The 18,826-nt window shown below is 50.1% G+C and carries 16 protein-coding genes; 14 read left to right on the top strand and 2 right to left on the bottom strand.

Going from position 1 to position 18,826, the window contains the following annotated elements; translation table 11 throughout:
• The first annotated feature begins 4 nt into the window (after window positions 1–4).
• From VFK44_00610 to VFK44_00600, 3 genes are all read left to right on the top strand, one after another.
• Window positions 5–961 carry a glycine betaine ABC transporter substrate-binding protein gene (locus VFK44_00610; protein ID HET7626873.1) on the top strand — a complete coding sequence of 319 codons (957 nt, stop codon included), beginning with the start codon at window positions 5–7 and terminating at the stop codon, window positions 959–961.
• Window positions 962–1,196: 235 nt separating this feature from the next.
• Complete coding sequence (locus VFK44_00605; protein HET7626872.1) at window positions 1,197–2,852, top strand: GGDEF domain-containing protein; 1,656 nt, start codon at window positions 1,197–1,199, stop codon at window positions 2,850–2,852.
• Window positions 2,853–3,048: 196 nt separating this feature from the next.
• Complete coding sequence (locus VFK44_00600; protein HET7626871.1) at window positions 3,049–4,116, top strand: M42 family metallopeptidase; 1,068 nt, start codon at window positions 3,049–3,051, stop codon at window positions 4,114–4,116.
• 46 nt (window positions 4,117–4,162) lie between these two features.
• Here VFK44_00600 and VFK44_00595 read toward each other — a convergent pair whose 3' ends face one another.
• Both VFK44_00595 and VFK44_00590 read right to left on the bottom strand, forming a co-directional pair.
• Window positions 4,163–4,609, bottom strand: a complete 447-nt coding sequence (locus VFK44_00595) for a YtoQ family protein (GenBank protein ID HET7626870.1) — start codon at window positions 4,607–4,609, stop codon at window positions 4,163–4,165.
• A gap of 81 nt (window positions 4,610–4,690) precedes the next feature.
• Window positions 4,691–6,769, bottom strand: a complete 2,079-nt coding sequence (locus VFK44_00590) for a methyl-accepting chemotaxis protein (GenBank protein HET7626869.1) — start codon at window positions 6,767–6,769, stop codon at window positions 4,691–4,693.
• Window positions 6,770–6,924: 155 nt separating this feature from the next.
• Between VFK44_00590 and queF the strand changes: the two genes are divergently transcribed.
• The 11 genes from queF (at window position 6,925) to ccpA (ending at window position 18,781) form a co-directional block, all read left to right on the top strand.
• A complete protein-coding gene (gene queF, locus VFK44_00585; GenBank protein ID HET7626868.1) occupies window positions 6,925–7,350 on the top strand; it encodes a preQ(1) synthase in 426 nt (141 codons plus the stop codon).
• A gap of 22 nt (window positions 7,351–7,372) precedes the next feature.
• Window positions 7,373–8,194 (top strand): DUF1444 domain-containing protein, encoded by an 822-nt coding sequence (locus VFK44_00580; GenBank protein ID HET7626867.1) that lies wholly within the window; start codon window positions 7,373–7,375, stop codon window positions 8,192–8,194.
• The gene (locus tag VFK44_00575; GenBank protein HET7626866.1) at window positions 8,191–8,799 is read left to right on the top strand and encodes a DUF4479 domain-containing protein; all 609 of its coding nucleotides are present in this window, start codon (window positions 8,191–8,193) and stop codon (window positions 8,797–8,799) included. Before VFK44_00580 ends, VFK44_00575 begins: the two co-directional genes overlap by 4 nt.
• Before the next feature lie 174 nt (window positions 8,800–8,973).
• Window positions 8,974–11,196, top strand: coding sequence for a DNA translocase FtsK (locus tag VFK44_00570; GenBank protein HET7626865.1), 2,223 nt, complete (start codon window positions 8,974–8,976; stop codon window positions 11,194–11,196).
• 113 nt (window positions 11,197–11,309) lie between these two features.
• The gene (locus VFK44_00565) at window positions 11,310–12,410 is read left to right on the top strand and encodes a nicotinate phosphoribosyltransferase (protein HET7626864.1); all 1,101 of its coding nucleotides are present in this window, start codon (window positions 11,310–11,312) and stop codon (window positions 12,408–12,410) included.
• An 85-nt stretch (window positions 12,411–12,495) separates the two neighbouring features.
• Entirely contained in the window at window positions 12,496–13,806 is a 1,311-nt protein-coding gene (gene murC / locus VFK44_00560; protein ID HET7626863.1) for a UDP-N-acetylmuramate--L-alanine ligase, read from the top strand.
• Between the two features lie 111 nt (window positions 13,807–13,917).
• Complete coding sequence (locus VFK44_00555; protein ID HET7626862.1) at window positions 13,918–14,346, top strand: DUF948 domain-containing protein; 429 nt, start codon at window positions 13,918–13,920, stop codon at window positions 14,344–14,346.
• Window positions 14,347–14,387: 41 nt separating this feature from the next.
• Window positions 14,388–14,810 carry a YtxH domain-containing protein gene (locus tag VFK44_00550; protein HET7626861.1) on the top strand — a complete coding sequence of 141 codons (423 nt, stop codon included), beginning with the start codon at window positions 14,388–14,390 and terminating at the stop codon, window positions 14,808–14,810.
• Window positions 14,811–14,979: 169 nt separating this feature from the next.
• Entirely contained in the window at window positions 14,980–16,065 is a 1,086-nt protein-coding gene (locus VFK44_00545) for a bifunctional 3-deoxy-7-phosphoheptulonate synthase/chorismate mutase (GenBank protein HET7626860.1), read from the top strand.
• A gap of 126 nt (window positions 16,066–16,191) precedes the next feature.
• Window positions 16,192–17,610, top strand: a complete 1,419-nt coding sequence (locus VFK44_00540) for a LysM peptidoglycan-binding domain-containing protein (GenBank protein ID HET7626859.1) — start codon at window positions 16,192–16,194, stop codon at window positions 17,608–17,610.
• 169 nt (window positions 17,611–17,779) lie between these two features.
• Window positions 17,780–18,781: a catabolite control protein A gene (gene ccpA, locus VFK44_00535; protein ID HET7626858.1), complete on the top strand. Its 1,002-nt coding sequence runs from the start codon at window positions 17,780–17,782 to the stop codon at window positions 18,779–18,781.
• Window positions 18,782–18,826: the final 45 nt, after the last annotated feature.

Genomic DNA, 18,826 nt, shown 5'->3' with positions numbered 1-18,826 from the left:
TTTGATGAAGAAATGGTTTGTTTTCCTTACTGCATTGGCGCTCTTGTTATCGGCATGCAGCAACTCGGTCAGCAACAATAAGACGGGAGACGGCGAGGCTGCGAACACGAATGAAACGGGCAGCGGAACTGAGGGATCGCATGAGCCGATCGTCATTTCCGGCAAACCGTGGACGGAACAACGGATTTTGCCGTATATTTTGGCTGATTACATTAAAGCGAAAACGGATTATCCCGTGAAGGTGCACGCAAACGTCGGCGAAACGAACGTGTTGCATGAAGCGATTACCCAAGGCTCGATTGACATGTACGTCGAGTATACGGGTACGGGCTATTTGGCGGTGTTGAAAAAGGAGTTTAAGCCGGAACAGACCCCGCAAGAAATTTACGACATCACGAAAAAAGCGTACGAAGACAACTTCCAGTTAACATGGTTGGCGCCGCTCGGCTTTGAAAATACGTATTCGATCACCGTTCGCAAAGAAACGAAAGAGAAATACGGCATCGAAAAAGCTTCGGACTTGACGAAGATTTCCGATCAGCTCGTGTTCGGCGGACCGGCAACGTTTTTCGGACGTCCAGACGGTTACGATTATATGGTAGATTCGTACGACTATCACTTCAAAAAGCACGTAAGTCTGAAACCGGGATTGATGTACAAGGCGTTGGATGCAGGCCAAGTTGACGTCATTCCTGCGTTTACGACGGATGGACGTATCGACAAACTGAACTTAGTAACGACGGAGGATGACCATAACATCTTTCCGCCATATTTTGCCGCTCCCGTAGTGCGGATGGATACGTTGAAAGCCTATCCGAAATTGGATGACGTCGTCAATGAACTGAAAGGGAAAATTTCTGAACAAGAAATGCGGAAAATGAATGCCGCCGTAGACATTGATCACAAACGGCCGAAAGAAGTGGCGAAGCAGTTTTTGCAAGATCAAGGGTTGATCAAATAATTGACGGCTGATCATCGGCCTGCCGGGATTTCGTGTCTCGGCAGGTTTTTTTGTCGGCGGGTAGTATTATTCCACGGAAGCAGTGACAAGCGTTATTTAAAAAAAACGTTGTTGTAAAATGTGTGATTTTCCCGTAAAATAGGTATTAAGAAATGGTTCTAATTACCTATTTCAGTTGTGCGTTTTGCATCCCTTCAGCGGTTCGTTTCGCGAGAGTGGGAAAGGAGGAGAATTAATGGTGTCCGTACCCGTTCGAAAACCACAGGTGATGTGCATCACGATAGCATGGACTGCGTTCGTGTTGTTCAGTATGATGCACGGTTTGCTCGGACAAGCGGCTGTGTACGGTGTTTCTTCGGCTGCAGTCGGGGCTGCAGGTGTCGTTTGCGTCTTCCTCTCGCGACGGGCGGACCAGTTGGACAACCGCATGTTTTGGGTGCTGTTGGCCGTCGGAAATTTTTTGTTTGCTTTAGGTGAGGGCGTCTGTTCGCTCCGGTTGTTGGCGACGGATGCACCGCTGCCGTTCCCGAGCTTTTTCGACAGCTTGTACTTAAGCTTGCCGTTGTTTTATTCTGCCGGGTTGATTTACAAATTTTATAAAAATTACGGACCGCGATTGTCGGTGCTCGTTATCGCTGATCTTCTCATCACCATCCTCGTGTTAATCACGTTCGGGTGGTACAATTATTTGATTCCATATACGCTTAATTTCGAGGCTACCTTGAACGTTTCGCTGCTGTCTGTCCTTCATTTGCTGTTCGGGTTCGGCCTCGTGTTTTTCTTGCTGATCAACGGGCTTTTTTACAAAAAAACCTTTGAACACGTGCATTATCCGATGTTTTTCACGGCTATCCTCATCTTTGCCTTGAGCGACATCGGTTATTTGGTTTTCGCGATGAACGGATCACCGCGGTTAAGCTGGTGCATCCTTGCTTGGCCGGTATTCGCCTTGATGGCTGCCAGTTCGGGTTTTTATCGCATGAAAGAACAAAAGAAAGCGGCGAAGTTGCCGCTGTTAAAAAAAATCGCCGTCATGCTGCCTTATTTAGGGGTATTTCTCGTATTGTATGTGATGATTGATATCAAAGAAAAAGTCACTCCTGTGTATGTTTCGGCCATGGGCGCGGTTATTCTCGTGTTTTTCCGCTATATGCTTACTGTCTTTCAAAACAGCAAACTCGTCTTGCAGCTTCGCCAAGCAAACGAAGGGCTGGAGACGGTCGTCCGGGAGCGTACGGAAGAATTGGAAACCGCATTAAACAAAATTGAAATGCAGGCGCATTATGACGCTCTTACGCATTTACCGAACCGTGTGAAGCTGGAGGAAAAGTTTCAAGATTTTCTTGATCACGCGAAACAAGGCGGAACCCGATTTGCCGTTTTGTTTCTCGATCTCGACCGTTTTAAAATGATCAACGATACGCTTGGCCATCAGACAGGCGACGACTTTCTTCGTTGCGTCGGCGAACGGCTCAAAGGGATGGAAGAAATCGAAATGGCGAGCCGCCTTGGCGGTGACGAATTCATTCTCGTCACGAAGACCGGCGACGATATGTTTTTTCGCCGCACCGCCGAACGTATCGTTTATGACATTTCCCGCCGCTTCAATGTGCGGGACCATGAATTGTATACTACGACGAGCGTCGGGGTCAGCATTTTTCCGGACGACGGCGACGACAAGGAAACGTTGATTCGGAATGCCGATTTTGCCATGTATAAAGCGAAATCGTCGGGGAAAAACACGTTCCGGTTTTATTCACAAAACGCTCAAGGTTTACCGGAAATAAAGGAGCCTCTTGAAACGATGTCCCGAGAGGCAGCAGAATCGGACGAACGTCCTTTCAATGCAAGCTCGTGTGTCATTGAACTTGACGCCTTCCGAAAAGGATAAGACTTTATTCGAACAGGTCGAGGGCCTGTTCGTTTTTTCTTTTGATGCGGCCGCTGATCCTCAAACGGCAGATTGTCGAGAATTTCCTTTCGCAGCCGAGAACAACGGCGTGTTTTCTTTCCTCGTTGGAAAGCGGCGATGGATCGGTTACAATGAAAGATAGATTTCGCGTTAAGGACAGAGGGGAAGAATTGACATGAACGAGAAGACAAAGCTTTTGTTTCAAACGTTGACGGAGTTGCAAGGACCGTCGGGTTTTGAGCATCGCATCAGGAAGTTTATGAGAAGCCAATTGGAAAAGTATGCTGACGAAGTGATCCAAGACCGGCTCGGCGGCGTGTTCGGCGTCAAAAAAGGGAGCGGCCCGAAAGTGTTGGTCGCCGGCCATATGGATGAAGTCGGGTTTATGGTGACGCAAATTACCGAAAACGGGATGCTGCGTTTTCAACCGCTCGGCGGTTGGTGGAGCCAAGTGCTGCTCGCGCAGCGAGTGGAAATTCTCACAGATGATGGAACGATCACCGGGGTGATCGGTTCCATTCCGCCGCATTTGCTTTCGGAAGAAGAAATGAAGCAGCCGATGAAGCTGGAAAACATGTTGATTGACATCGGAGCCGATGACCGTGCGGATGCCGAGAGGATGGGGATTTATCCGGGGTTGCCGGTGGTGCCGGTCTGTCCGTTCACGACGATGGCCAACGAAAAGAAAGTTCTCGCGAAGGCGTGGGACAATCGTTATGGCTGCGGACTGGCGATTGAGTTGCTGAAACACTTAAAAGACGAGGCTGTTCCGAATACGTTGTATTCCGGGGCGACCGTGCAGGAAGAAGTCGGATTGCGTGGGGCTGAAGTGGCGGCGAACATGATCAAGCCGGATGTTTTTTATGCATTGGACGCTTCGCCGGCGAACGACATGACCGGGAAGAAGGAGGAATTCGGTCATCTTGGCCAAGGGGCGTTGCTGCGAATTTACGACCGCACAATGGTGACGCATCGCGGCATGCGGGAATTTGTTCTCGATACGGCGGAATCGGATGATATTCCGTATCAATATTTCGTTTCCAAAGGAGGAACGGATGCGGGGAAAGTTCATCTATCCGGCAAAGGGGTGCCTTCAGCCGTAATCGGCATTTGTTCCCGCTATATTCATACTTCATCTTCCATCATTCACGTGGACGATTATGCGGCCGCAAAGGAATTGCTTCTTAAGCTTGTTCGATCGACGGATCAATCGACCGTGGATGCCATTACCAATAACGGTTAAATGAAACAGCCGATGGCGCATACGCGCCATCGGCTGTTTGGTTTTTTTACTTGTTTTCTAGGACGTAGGCAAGTGCCTGCAATGCTTGATCCGGTGTTTCCACGACGAGCTGCGCTTTGTTTGCCAATTCCTTCAAAGGATGATGGAGCGATTCGGGACGAACGAGAATGAGCGGTTTGCCGAGGCTCACGGCCGCCGATGCGTCCATCGCCGTGTTCCATTGCTTATATTTTTCACCAAATAAAGCGATGACGACATCCGATTTCGACAGCAACACTTGCGTACGCAAATTGTTCACCGCCGAAGCGGCTTCATCTTTGTAAACGGCATTCGGCTGTGGTCCGAGAATTTCTTCGCCAATGTTGTCGGAACGATCGTGGTCCTCCATCGGACCTACGAATTGCAATGACAACCCTTGTTCATTTGCCCGCTGTTTCACTCGTTCCCGCCAGTCATCATGAATTTGCCCGGCCAAATAAACCGTCAGTTCCACTAAGACTCCTCCTCGTCGTTTTGCTGCCAGTATATCATACCGCGCTTGCGGCTTCACGGTTGGCGGCCGTACGCGAGGGCGTTATTCTTCGATAGCCGCCGCGGTTTGTTTCGCGCCGTCCCAGTCGTCCGAATCGGACGGCTCCTCATGCTCTTCGTCGTTCTCATCTGTCAGGTGAAACATGTCAACTTCGCTTTGCAAATCAAAGGCAATGGTTTGCAGTTCCATCGCGGAGCGGTTCACTTGTTCGATCGCTTCTTTTTGATGATCGCTCGAGGCGGCCACTTGTTCGGCGCTAGCAGCTGATTCTTCGGAAATCGCGCTTACTTCTTCGATTTTTGCCGACAAATCTTTGTTTGCCCGTTCGACTTGCTGAATCGCATCGCGCGTAAGCTTGATTTTATCGCTGATTGCTCCAACGTTCGCGACGATTTCGTCGAAGGCGCCTTTCGTTTGCGTGACCGAATCCGCTTGTTCTTCACGATACTCGTTAAGCAAATTCGCTTCTTCGGCCAGTTTACCCATTTGCGTCCCGATCGCCGAAACGAGCTTTTGGATGCGTTGCGCTTCCGTTTTCGATCGTTCCGCCAATTTTCGAATTTCCTTTGCGACGACGGCGAAACCGTTGCCGGCTTCGCCCGCCCGAGCCGATTCGATCGCTGCGTTCAAGGCGAGCAAGTCGGTGTTTCCGGCAATGTCTTTGATCGTTTTTACGATCGATTCAATTTCCTCCGATTGCTCGTTCGTTTGCTTCACTTCATCGATCAGTTTCGAAGTCAACGCCATGAATTGGTCGGAGGTCTCCTTGAGCCGGTCGACTTTTTCGATGCCCGCTTTTCCTTGGCGCTCGGCGTTGGAGGACTGCTCGGCAATCTCGCTTCCGTAGCCGCTCGTTTTCGCCACTGCAGACGTTACTAAAGCAATATGTTCCATTCCTTCCTCTAGATGGTTCGCCTGGTTTTGCGCGCCGGCAGACACTTGCAAAATTGCTTCGTTCACTTCATTCGCTTGCGCGGTCGTTTCCTCGCTGACGGCGGCTAAGTTTTGCGACGAAGACGACAATCTTCCGGCAGCATCCAATACTTTTTGCATCGTGCGCTGCATTTTTTCCGCCATAAAGTTAAATGTTTTTGCCAATTCGCCCATTTCGTCTTCCGTGTTCACATTTACACGGTGAGCAAGATTTCCTTCGCCGATGATCGTTGCTCCTTCTTTTAGCGACGAAATCGAAGCTTCGATGGTACGCAACAGCCATATCCCAAAGAACGTTAATCCGGCGAAAATGATGATGCTGAGGATGATGAGAATTAAGGTTAACAAATGCTGAAGACGGTTTTGATCGGCCATCAACTGCTGTTTTTGTTCATCAAGCTGTTTGGCGATCGTACTGACCCCTTGCTCGACTTTTTCCGCCGTATCAGAAAATCCGCTTTCGGCTTCTTTCATGGTAGAAACGGCTCTGTAAACCGTTTTGAACGAGTTTGTGTACGTGAGCAATGTCATCGACAAATCACTGTCGATGTTCGACTGTCTTAGTAAAGCGTTCAGTTCGTCCGCTGCTTTGGAAAACGATTGATAAACGGCTTCGTCTTTTGTTGCCATGAATATTTTTCGCTGCATTTCCATTTCACGCAAAGAGGCAGCGAGGTCCGGATGATCCTTGCCGATCGTTTTTTGCAACGTCGCCAAGTCTTCGAGTAATATTTTTCGAAGTCCGTCTTTTTCCGAATAACCGACGATTTCCTGTGAAGAAGTCAGTTGCTTGAAAGCCAATATGTAGTCATCGGCTGCTTTTTCAATGGATGCAAACTTTTTTTTCAATGTCGGATCGTGTTGTTGTTTTTTTCGTTTTGCTGCGTTTTCTTTCACGTTGGTCACGGTCGAAAGGACGATTTTTGCCGTGTCCTTGCTCGGCGTGCGAAGGTACTTTTGTTCGAATTTCCTGGCTTTTTCCATGTTGTAATTCATTTCTTTCGCTTCGCTGATCGTTTCGTTCAACCCGTGGAGCCGAACAGATATCGTGCTGTCGGCATGCATATAATAAAGCATGAATGCAATTAAAAGGAGAATGCCTGCCAGTGACACGGCAAGCATGAGTCGGACTTTGTTTTTGATGGTCCAAGCGAAACGAAGTGATGGTTTGAATGTTGGCTTCCTCATGTATAATACCCCCGATTGTAAAATAAAGACATTCGTATAGTATTATCGGACGTTTCCACGAAAATCTTAAGCACCTCAGCAACATTTTTCGATTTCTCGTTTCCTGGCAAACATGATATAGTTAAATGGAAAATGATTGCGAAAGGATGGCAACAATGGGTAAGGTTGAAGTGAATCACAAAAAATATGATAACATTCGATTCGATACGCAATCGGAGGACGTTATCCTTGTCGATCTATTGGAAACAATTCCTTATGAATACATCGGAAAAGAAACGATGGTGACGATTCCGACGAATGAGTTCACGTCCGTTTGTCCTTGGTCGGGTCTGCCCGATTTTGCGGAAATCCGAATTTCCTATGTTCCGAAGGAAACGCTCGTAGAAATGAAATCGTTAAAATATTACTTGACTTCCTACCGGAACGTCGGTATTTATCAAGAACATGCGACGAATCGAATTTTGCAAGATCTTGTGCGCTTGCTTGATCCGAAATACATGAAAGTCGAAGCGGATTGGAATGCACGCGGAGGGCTTGGAACGTACACGGTATGTGAATACCGTCCGGAAGACGATGCATAAGGCGGAATAGGAGTGGTTTACATTGAAGGCGGCCGAGATGAAAAAGACACTCGAAGCCCGGCTGCGCAAGCCGGGCCGAACGTTTTTCTTTGACAGGGAGCACGACAAGCTGCGGGTCGAAGAAGGCGAGAGCGGAAAAGGGATGACGTTGTCCTTGCCTGGATTGATCGCCAAATTCGAGCGCAACGGGCAAGCGGCCATCGACGATGTCGTATACCATGTCGAGGAAGGCTTGAAAGCGATGAATGCGCAGCCGGTGCTGGCGGGAAAAGAGTCCAAGCTGTTTCCGGTCATCCGTTCCACTTCGTTCCCGACAGAAACAAAGAGCGGGGAACCGCTGCTCCATGAAGAACATACAGCGGAAACGCGCGTCTATTACGCGGTGGATATGGAACAATCGTATCGGTTGATTGATCGGCGGATGATGAATAAGGAACAGTGGAGCGAAGAAAGGATTCGCGAGACAGCTCGTTTCAATTTGCGTTCTTTGCCGAATCCTGTGAAAGAGGACGAAGTGGCGGGGAATGTTTTTCATTTCATCAATCCGAATGACGGGTACGATGCCAGCCGCATCTTAAATACCGGTTTACTTGAGAAGATGAACGATGAGGCGGAGGGAACGCTCACAGTAGCGGTTCCTCATCAAGACGTCTTGATCTTCGGGGATATTCGCAACGATGCCGGCTACGACGTTCTTGGGCAGATGACAATGTCTTTCTATACGTCGGGGAGGGTTCCGATTACCGCTTTGCCGTTTGTTTATGAAAACGGCGTTTTGGAACCGATCTTCATCATGGCGCGCAACAAACCGACCGCCGGAAACAAAGGGAGTGACAATGAATGAACATCTTTTACAATAAAAAAGGAGTAGGAGACACGCTTCTTGTCCGGATCGCGGACGCCGACAGAGACAATATTGAGGTCGAAAAGAAAGGCGACGCGGCCCGTATCTACGATAAAATAAGCGGAAAAACCGCAGGCTACAATCTGTTTGGCTTTTCAAAATACGGCGTGGTGAACGATTCCGGAATCGTGAAGAACAACGAAGCCCTTGTAAAGGACATCAATGATGCGCTTGAAGCGAACGGTTTTGAGGAGCGGTTGACGTTCGACGGCCGGCCGGATTTTGTCGTCGGCTTCGTGAAAGAAAAACGGCCGCATCCTGATGCGGACAAGCTGAGCGTCTGCCAGGTCGATCTCGGGAGCGAAACGGTGCAAATTGTATGCGGTGCGCCGAATGTTGACGCCGGACAGAAAGTGGTGGTAGCGACGACGGGCGCGGTGATGCCGAGCGGCACGATCATTAGGGACGCCGAATTGCGCGGCGTTGAATCGAAAGGAATGATATGTTCGGCGAAGGAGTTGAATCTGCCCGACGCGCCGCAAAAGAAAGGCATTCTCGTCCTTGGCGGCGACAGGGAAATCGGCAGCGACTTTTTTGCACAATAACAAGGTTCGCCCGAATGGTTGCCTTGAAGCTCGTCCGGAACCGGCGGCGACGACGGGATTTCAAAGTACGTTCGGTCCAATTTACGTTGATCGATTGACGGGGCGGACAAGTTTAGTTGGACGGTGCCTATTCGGCAACAACGATTCGCGAAGAAGTTCGAACGGGGGATATACATGGCAGCGAACTGGTGGGAAAAATTTATAAACCTGTTCACCGAAGAGGTAATCGAAGAAGATTCGCCGCATCGCGACGCGCACGCGGAAGCGGCGGGGCAGCGGCAGCGAAAAACCGTCGGGCGGATCGAGGGAGCCGCAGGCGGCGGACGGCAGCCTCGCGTATTGCATCGCTATCCATCGACGGACGATAGACTGCGTCCGGCGAAACGGATGAAGATGCCTGAAGGAAACGAAGGCAAGCCCGTGCAAACGCCGAAGGGCGGGCCGCGGCGGCAAGCGACAAGGCGGGCACCGGAACGTCGTTCGACTGCGGCCGCGAATGAAACGCGGGGAATACATAGGAAGAGCGGCGCGGAGCAAACGGGGATAAGAAGGATAGCAGGGCAGGACGGAGGCGAGAAACCGCGGGAAACGTTCGGGGGCACGAATTTCCGCGCGTACGACGTTCCGTCGCCGGTGTACGGTTATCGAACGCGTGCGTCATTGAGACGCGATGCGCGCAAAGCGTCAGGGGAGGAAACCGCCGATGGCGGGGATTCCGCTGGTGCGAGACAAAGCGAAAAAAGGATCCGAAGCCGAGCACGCGCGGGTGTAACGGTGGATTCTGTTGAACGGCGAAGTGACGAAAAGTTGAACGGCTGGCAAGACGTGTTGAACGATTTGAAAGACGTTTCGCCGGAACGGCAGACGGCGAAAGGCGGATCGGCACACCGGTTGACTGAATCGAGACAAGAGCGGACGGCGCTGATGCGAAAGGAAGAAACGTCCGTCGGCCAACGTTCGACCGTGCGTGAGGCGGCGGGAACGAACTACCGGCTTCCCGAGCCTCACTTGCTGGCTGAAGGTTTTCCTCATACGGATGAGGACGATGAATGGATCGAAGAGCAACGCAGGCAGCTTGCGGAAACGTTGAACCAGTTTCACGTGAATGCCGAGGTGACAGGAGTGACCACCGGTCCTGCGGTCACCCGTTTCGAGATTCAACCGGCTCCAGGCGTGAAAGTCAACAAAATCAAGCGGTTAAACGACGATTTGAAATTGAGTCTCGCCGCGAGGGACATTCGAATTGAAGCGCCGATCCCGGGGAAAAGCTCGGTCGGCATCGAAATTCCGAACCGCAATCGCCGGCCGGTGTTTTTGCGGGAAATGATTGAAAATGACGAGTTCCGGCGATCGGCATCCCCGTTGATGGCTGCGCTCGGTTTGGACATCAGCGGGCGTCCGGTCGTCACCGATTTGCAAAAAATGCCGCACGGTTTGATCGGCGGGGCGACGGGTTCAGGCAAAAGTGTTTGCATCAATTCTTTGCTCATCAGTCTTCTATACAAAACAAGTCCCGAGGAGTGCAAGCTTCTATTGATTGATCCGAAGGTTGTAGAGCTTGCTCCGTTCAAGGATATTCCGCATTTGGCAGCGCCGGTCATTCACGATCCGAAAGAAGCGTCCGAGGCTTTGAAGTGGGCAGTTGAAGAAATGGAGCGAAGATATACCGAACTTGCCGCTCAAGGAGCGCGGGACATTGCACGCTATAATGAACGAGCTTCCGCCGATGCGCGCATGCCGTATATCGTCATCGTGATTGACGAGTTGGCCGATCTCATGATGGCCGCGCCGCACGACGTAGAGGCTTCGATTTGCCGCATCGCACAAAAAGCGAGGGCGTGCGGGATTCATCTCGTCGTTGCTACTCAGCGTCCATCCGTGGACGTCATTACCGGCCTTATTAAAGCAAACATACCGACGCGAATGGCCTTTTCTGTATCGTCCCAAGCAGATTCCCGAACGATTCTCGACATGAGCGGGGCCGAGAAGTTGTTAGGAGCCGGCGACATGCTTTTCGTTGAGAACGGTTCGTCGCAGTCGGTCCGCATCCAAGGCAATTTTGTCTCCGATGACGAAATCGACAAGGTGACGGAATATGTCAAACGGCAAGGGAAGCCGGATTATTTGTTTGAAAAAGAACAGTTGCAGGCGCAGCCCGCAGGAGCCGATCAAGAAGATGAATTGTTTGAGGACGCTTGCTTTTTCGTGCTTGAACAAGGTTCAGCTTCCGCATCGGCGTTGCAGCGGCGCTTTCGCGTTGGCTACAATCGCGCGGCGCGTCTTATCGATATGATGGAGGCGGCGGGTATGATTTCTGCGGCGAATGGGAGCAAACCGAGAGACGTGCTTATGTCCGAAGACGATTTTCTTGACCGGATGATCCAAAAGGAGCCATGATTTGGCAAGTCGCTTGTCATTACGCGGCGGATTTATTATGATGAGAACAGTTCAAAACGGAGCAGGATAAGACTACCGGATCGTGGTTGGTGCGGAAGGCGAAGGGGTTAGACATGAAGGAATTCGAGTTGAAGATGCAAGGCAAGATCCATCGTCTCACCAATGAGACGTTTAAATTCGATCAACGTGCGGGAGAGGGTTGGTTCTCGGCCGTTTATTTTCTTAAATCTTGCGAAATTGCCGAGAAACAAAAACCGGACAACATCGTCAAGATGCAGTTTTTTCAAAAGCAGCATGCGGTTTTGTGTGGAAGCGACGAGGCGATTGCGCTTGTGCGAACGTTTGCTAGAGAAGCAGAGTCGTTGGAAATTTACGCGTTGAAAGACGGCGACAAGATTTCCCCGTATGAATCGGTCCTGACGATTGAAGGACCGTATCAGCATTTCGGATTTTTGGAAGGGATGATCGACGGCATTCTCGGACGACGGACGTCTGTCGCCACAAACGTGTATAATGTTGTGAATGCCGCGAAATGTTCCGGTGTTCAAAAACCGATCATCTTCATGGGTGACCGGGACGATCATTTCACACAGCAAGCCGGGGACGGCTATGCTGCGTTTATCGGGGGATCGACGGCTCAGGCGACGCACGCGATGAACGAATGGTGGGGTAAGAGAGGGATCGGTACGATGCCGCATGCGTTGATTCAATTGTTCGACGGCGATGTCGTAGCGGCAGCAAAAGCTTACCATGAGGAATTCCCGGAAGATGATTTGATCGCGCTCGTTGATTACAACAACGACGTGATCAACGATTCATTGAAAGTGGCGCGCGAGTTTGGCGAAACGTTAAAAGGGGTAAGAGTAGATACCTCGAAAACGCTCGTTGACCAATATTTTTGCTGCAACCCTGACATGCTCGGCAGCTTTGACCCGCGCGGCGTCAATCCGGAATTGATTTTCGCATTGAGGGAAGCTCTCGATCGGGAAGGTTTTCAACACGTAAAAATCGTCGTCAGCGGCGGATTCAACGTAGACAAAATCAAGCGTTTTGAGGAAATGAACGTACCTGTCGATATGTACGGGGTCGGCAGAAGTTTGTTGAACATCAATATCGGGTTCACCGGCGACAACGTGCTTCTCAATGGAAAACCGGAAGCGAAGGCCGGGAGAAAATACCGCCCGAATCCGCGGCTTGAAAAAGTCGAACCGTGACTTTCGCCTCAGGAGCAAAGCGCTTCTTTAGGCATATACTACAACAGTCACCGCCTGTGATCATCGATTTTTGGAGGTACAACGCATGATTTATCATTTTGTAGGCATCAAAGGGTCCGGCATGAGTCCGCTCGCACAGATTCTACACGACATGAAGCTCCGGGTCCAAGGTTCGGACGTGGAAAAATATTTTTTCACACAAAGAGCGTTGGAGGAAAAAGGAATTTCGATTTTCCCGTTCGACGAGAAGAACATTACCGAAGAGGTTACGGTGATTGCCAGCAATGCATACGCGGATGACCATATTGAATTGCAGCGAGCTCGCGAGCTCGAAGTGCCCGTATATCGTTACCATCAATTTCTCGGCGAATTTTCGAAAAATTTTACCAGCATCGCGGTGAGCGGCTCCCATGGAAAAACCGGAACGACCGGACTACTTGCCCACGTATTCGGTGAGGATGCCGCAACTTCTTACTTAATCGGAGACGGAACCGGCATGGGAAGGGAAGACAGCCGTTTTTTTGTTTTTGAAGCGTGTGAATACCGGCGTCATTTTCTTTCTTACGAACCGGACTATTGCATCATGACAAACATTGATTTCGATCACCCCGATTATTTTAAAAATGTCGATGATGTTTTTGAAGCTTTTCAACAGTTCTCCCGCCAAATCAAAAAGAGAATAATTGCTTGCGGAGACGACCGCTTGTTGCGAAAGCTCGAAACGGAAATCCCGGTCACTTACTACGGATTCGAAGAAGACAACGAATTTCGGGCGGAGAACTTGAGGGTCGGAAGTGAAGGCACAACGTTTGATGTTACCATCTCAGGACGTCCATTTGAAACGTTTTCGATTTCATCTTTCGGCGATCATAATGTGTTGAACGCCCTCGCGGTAATTGCCGCCGCGTACCATGAACGATTGCCCGTACACGTCATCCAGCGCCAGCTCGTATCGTTTAAAGGAGTGCAACGGAGGTTTTCCGAAAAAAGACTCGACGAACAAATCATTATCGATGATTATGCGCATCATCCGACGGAAATTAGGGCGACGATTCAAGCAGCGCAACAAAAGTATCCCAAACGGGAAGTGGTAGCTGTATTTCAACCTCATACGTACACGCGAACCGAAGCGTTTCTGAACGAGTTCGCCGAAAGTTTGCAAATGGCAGATGCCGTATACTTATGTGACATCTTTGGTTCCGCCCGTGAACAGAAAGGGAATTTGACGATTGAAGATTTGCGGCGGAGAATTCCGAATGCCCGTTTCATCACGGAAGAGTCGATCGGGCAGCTTTCGCAACATCCGACGAGTGTATTATTGTTTATGGGAGCCGGCGACATACAGAAATTCGAAAAAGCGTACGAGCAAATTGCTGCGGCCGTAGACGAACGTTAAGCGGGCCGGCCGTCGGGCCGGCAAGGCGGACAAGCTTGATAACGCGCGTATATTTTCAACGGTTTAATGGAATAAATGATAGGGTAAAGCTATATGAGGAGGTCACCGGTTATGATCATTGTTTATTTAAGCGTGGCATTGCTCGCCATTGCATTTGCCGTCCTCGTTTATTATGTTTCTCAAACCTTGAAATCGGCGAGACGAACCCTTGATCATTTGGCATCGACCATGGAAGGGTTGGAAAAGCAATTAACCGGGATCACTGCCGAGACAACAGAATTGCTGCATCGGACGAATCAAATGGCAGAAGAAATCGGGAGAAAATCGCAAGTGTTTAACACGTTTTTCGATTCCGTGAAAACGGTCGGCGAGTCAGTCCATTCCGTAAATGAGTCGCTTAGAACGGTTGCCGACAAAGTTTCGCGGGAAACGGAAAGGCAATCGGGACAAATTTCCCAGGTCGTTCAATGGAGCCAGGCGGCGATGGAAATTTGGGGACGTTGGAAAGATAAGCGAAAACATGATGAAAGCGTTCGTTAGAAAATGACATGCGTTTAAGCAAACAAAAGGAGGCGCTCATGATGACAAACGAAAACAGCAATGAAACCAACGGCAACAACATTAACAGCAAAGATTTTTTGATCGGAACGCTGATCGGCGGCATGGTCGGGGCGGCAGCGGCCTTAATGCTCGCGCCGAAGTCGGGGAAAGAATTGAGAAGCGAGTTGAACCAGCAGACGACGAATTGGCGTGACAAAGGAAACGAGTATGCGACGATCGCTTTGGAGAAATCGTCCAATCTCGCGAAAACCGTTTCTGATCAATCGTCTCAAGTTGCAGGAAAAGTTCGGGAATTTCGCAACAACATGAGAAAAGACGCCAACACTTTGCGGACGAATGTGCAAAATTCGGCGGAAACAGTCAAGGATGATGCCGAAGTGCAGGCGGAAGCTTTCAAAAACGAAGTGGACGAAACATCAACGACCGATCGCACCGACGATTGATTGTGAAGCCATGATAAGCGGCAACGATTTATCGCTTATCAAGGCTTTTTTTTTCAAGTTTTACTTTATCGCATAAAAGCGTTTACGTGGTAAAAAAAAGGGCGTGACATTCCCAAGAAAGTTCGTTATAATAATGGCTAATTCTTTAGATATGGAAAGGATGGGGAGCGTGGAGAAAGGAGAACTGGAGAAACTTCGGGGACAGGTCGATGCCATAAACGAAAAACTGTTCGAACTGATTAATGAACGCGGAGAGATCGTCAAGAAGATCGGCCAGGTAAAGAAAACGCAAGGGGTCAATCGTTATGACCCCGTGAGAGAAAGAAAAATGTTGGACGCCTTCGCAAAGAAAAACAAAGGACCGTTTCAAACGTCGACAATCCAGCATTTGTTCAAGGAAATCTTTAAGGCGGCCCTCGAATTGCAAGAAGACGATCATCGCAAGGCCCTGCTCGTATCGCGCAAAAATCAGTCGAACGACACGATCGTCGAGGTGAACGGCGAAGCGATCGGAGACGGAAAACAACGCCTGATTGCCGGTCCGTGCGCGGTGGAAAGTTATGAACAAACCGCGACTGTCGCGGAAGCAGTGAAAAGCAACGGGTTTAAATTGCTTCGCGGTGGTGCGTACAAACCGAGAACATCGCCGTATGATTTCCAGGGACTTGGAAAAGAAGGCTTGAAAATCTTAAAGCGCGTCGCCGATGAGTATGATTTGGCGGTGATCAGCGAAATCGTAAATCCGAGCGATATCGAGGAAGCGGTCGATTATCTCGACGTGATCCAAATCGGCGCACGCAACATGCAAAATTTCGCTTTGCTGAAAGAGGCAGGAGCCGCGAACAAACCGGTGCTGTTGAAACGCGGGCTTTCGGCAACGATCGCTGAATTCATCAACGCTGCCGAGTATATCATGTCCGAAGGAAACGGACAGATCATTCTTTGCGAACGAGGCATTCGCACATATGAGAAAGCGACGCGTAATACGCTCGACATATCCGCGGTGCCGATTTTAAAACAGGAAACGCACTTGCCCGTACTGGTGGACGTGACTCATTCTACGGGTAGAAGAGATTTGCTGCTCCCGACGGCGAAAGCGGCATTGGCGATCGGGGCTGACGGTGTTATGGCCGAAGTTCATCCGGATCCCGCCGTCGCACTTTCCGATTCCGCGCAGCAAATGGATCTCGATCAATTCAAAACGTTTGCCGACGAGTTGAAGAAGACAGGACTTCATTCGCTGCAAACCGTGTGAGTATAATGTCGTTACGAACAAGCTTGCTTTAGAGCCGATTGATTTCGGCTTTCTTTTTTTTGGTTGTTTCGAATCTTCTGGTGCATACAATGGATTAACAGCCATTTTGCGCCGGGAGGTTATTTTTTGATCATTGAAGTCATACGCAGGGGAGAAACGCTTTGGGCATTGGCACGCCGATACGGAATCAGCGTCGAAAGCATCGTTCGCGCCAACGACATTCCCGATCCGAACAGGCTCGTCGTCGGGCAAGCGCTTGTCGTTCCGACAACGACGCGCTTTTACATTGTCAAAGCAGGAGACACGTTATGGGAAATCGCCAATCGCCATGCCGTCAGCCTGCCGTCCATCATCCGCGCCAACAACATCCAAAACGCGGCGCAAATCTTTCCTGGGCAACGCTTGTTCATCCCGATCTCAAGTTATCCATATACAGTGAGACCGGGCGACACGCTTTGGAGAATTGCGCAACTGAACGGCACGAGTGTCAGGGCGATTCAGCAAGTCAACCGCATTCAAGATCCGAATCTTCTTTATCCGGGTCAAACGCTCGTCATGCCGGAAGGTTCGAGAAGGAGGATCGAAACGAACGGGTATTTGACCGCCTTAGGGCGCGGACCGGAAATTATCGGAAGGCACGGTCGTGATTTGACCTATTTAAGTCCGTTCAGCTACCGGGTCAGGACGGACGGTACGCTCGTGCCATTGAATGATACGGCGGTATTGGAAGCGGCGCGCGCCCAAAACGTGACGCCGATGATGGTCATCACCAATACTAGGGACAGCGGTTTCAGTTCCGATGTCGCCCATGCCATTTTGACAAGCACGGCCGTCCAGGACCGGGTCATTTCCAATGTCTTGTCGACAATGAGAACGAAGGGCTATGCCGGTTTGAACATCGATTTTGAATACGTGTATCCCGACGACCGCGATAATTACAATGCCTTTTTGCAAAGGGTCGTCTCACGTCTGCACGCGGCAAATTATTTCGTGTCGACGGCGTTAGCACCGAAAGTGAGTGCCGCCATGACAGGGCTTCTATACGCGGCTCACGATTATCCGACTCATGGGCGTTTGGCGGACTTTGTCGTGCTCATGACGTATGAATGGGGATGGGCCGGCGGCCCTCCGCGCGCAATCTCGCCGATTCCCGAAATGAGAAGGGTGCTGGATTATGCCGTAACGGCGATTCCTCGTGATAAAATACTCATGGGATTTTCGACTTACGGGCGTGATTGGCCGCTGCCATTCGTCGCCGGAGAGACTCGAGCGACCTCTGTAAGCGAACAACAAGCGGTCAACCGCGCAGCTCGATATAACGTCAATATCGCGTTTGACCCGATCTCGCACGCTCCTCATTTTCGTTATCGCGACGAAAACGGACGGATGCACGAAGTATGGTACGAAGATGCGAGGACGGCGGCCGCAAAATATCAACTCGTCAAAGATTATCAATTTCGCGGGGCGAGTTATTGGGTACTTGATTTTCCGTTCCCGCAAAATTGGCTGATCTTGCGGGAAAATTTTACGATACGAAAACGGTGATGACTGAAAAGGAATCCATTTGCTTGACAGAATGGATTCTTTTTATTTTCTCGACCGGTGAAAACCATGTTACAATTTGAACATGGGATGTTGAAAAATTTTTCATAATTCATTATAGTAAAGGATAATTAATGGAAACAGGAACGGTGAAGGCTAGGAGGCTGGGACATTGAATGCGACGATTTACGATGTAGCAAGCGAAGCGGGGGTATCGATGGCGACGGTGTCGCGTGTCGTGAACGGAAATCCAAACGTGAAACCATCCACCCGGAAAAAAGTGCTCGACGCCATTGAAAGGCTCGGTTATCGTCCAAACGCTGTAGCGCGGGGTCTGGCAAGCAAAAAGACGACGACCGTAGGAGTCATCATTCCCGACATCTCCAACATCTTCTTTTCGGAGCTTGCCAGAGGGATTGAAGATATTGCGACGATGTATAAATACAACATCATTTTGTGCGACTCAGACCAAAACAAAGACAAAGAACTGCATCTATTTAATACCCTTCTCGAAAAGCAAGTGGACGGCATTGTTTTCATGGGAGGAAGAATCAGCGAGGAACATGTGAACGAATTCAAAAATGCTCCCGTACCTGTCGTTCTCGCCGCAACGGTGGACGAGCAGGGAGAAACGCCATCCGTCAACATCGATTACAAGCAGGCAACTTTCGACGCGGTCCATTACTTGCTTGAAAAAGGACATCGCAAAGTCGGGTTGGTCTCCGGCTCATTGACGGACCCAATTAATGGTCATTATAAGTTTGAAGGCTATCGCAAGGCACTTCGTGAAGCCGGGCTGGCATTGAAAGACGACCTGGTCGCCGTCGGAGACGATTCATACGATTCCGGCATGGAAGCCATGCGTAAATTCATCGAAACCGGGAATTTGCCGACGGCCATCTTCGTCGGTTCGGATGAAATGGCGATCGGCGTCATTCATGCAGCCCAGGACGCCGGGTACACAGTGCCCGACGACATTGAAGTCGTCAGCTTTAACAATACGAGACTGGCTTTGATGGTGCGACCCACGCTGACTACAGTCGTTCAACCAATGTACGACATTGGAGCGGTCGCGATGAGGTTGCTGACCAAATACATGAGCGAAGAAGAAGTGGAGGATCATGCGGTCGTCTTGCCGCACCGAATCGAATACCGCCAATCTACGAAAGCGTAAAAGGGTGCCTCCTGGCACCCTTTCGCCGTGTGGAGAAACCGGCTA

The sequence above is a fragment of the Bacillales bacterium genome (assembly GCA_035700025.1).
In the GTDB taxonomy this organism is placed as follows: domain Bacteria; phylum Bacillota; class Bacilli; order Bacillales; family DASSOY01; genus DASSOY01.
The sequence above is the reverse complement of the archived record's forward strand: the minus strand, read 5'-3'. Positions and strand labels throughout refer to the sequence as shown.

Excerpts from the sequence above, each read along its gene's own strand:
- VFK44_00610 (HET7626873.1), top strand. The coding sequence starts at position 5 with ATGAAGAAATGGTTTGTTTTCCTTACTGCATTGGCGCTCTTGTTATCG.
- VFK44_00605 (HET7626872.1), top strand. The coding sequence starts at position 1,197 with ATGGTGTCCGTACCCGTTCGAAAACCACAGGTGATGTGCATCACGATA.
- VFK44_00600 (HET7626871.1), top strand. The coding sequence starts at position 3,049 with ATGAACGAGAAGACAAAGCTTTTGTTTCAAACGTTGACGGAGTTGCAA.
- VFK44_00590 (HET7626869.1), bottom strand. The coding sequence starts at position 6,769 with ATGAGGAAGCCAACATTCAAACCATCACTTCGTTTCGCTTGGACCATC.
- queF (HET7626868.1), top strand. The coding sequence starts at position 6,925 with ATGGGTAAGGTTGAAGTGAATCACAAAAAATATGATAACATTCGATTC.
- VFK44_00575 (HET7626866.1), top strand. The coding sequence starts at position 8,191 with ATGAACATCTTTTACAATAAAAAAGGAGTAGGAGACACGCTTCTTGTC.
- VFK44_00570 (HET7626865.1), top strand. The coding sequence starts at position 8,974 with ATGGCAGCGAACTGGTGGGAAAAATTTATAAACCTGTTCACCGAAGAG.
- VFK44_00565 (HET7626864.1), top strand. The coding sequence starts at position 11,310 with ATGAAGGAATTCGAGTTGAAGATGCAAGGCAAGATCCATCGTCTCACC.
- murC (HET7626863.1), top strand. The coding sequence starts at position 12,496 with ATGATTTATCATTTTGTAGGCATCAAAGGGTCCGGCATGAGTCCGCTC.
- VFK44_00555 (HET7626862.1), top strand. The coding sequence starts at position 13,918 with ATGATCATTGTTTATTTAAGCGTGGCATTGCTCGCCATTGCATTTGCC.
- VFK44_00550 (HET7626861.1), top strand. The coding sequence starts at position 14,388 with ATGACAAACGAAAACAGCAATGAAACCAACGGCAACAACATTAACAGC.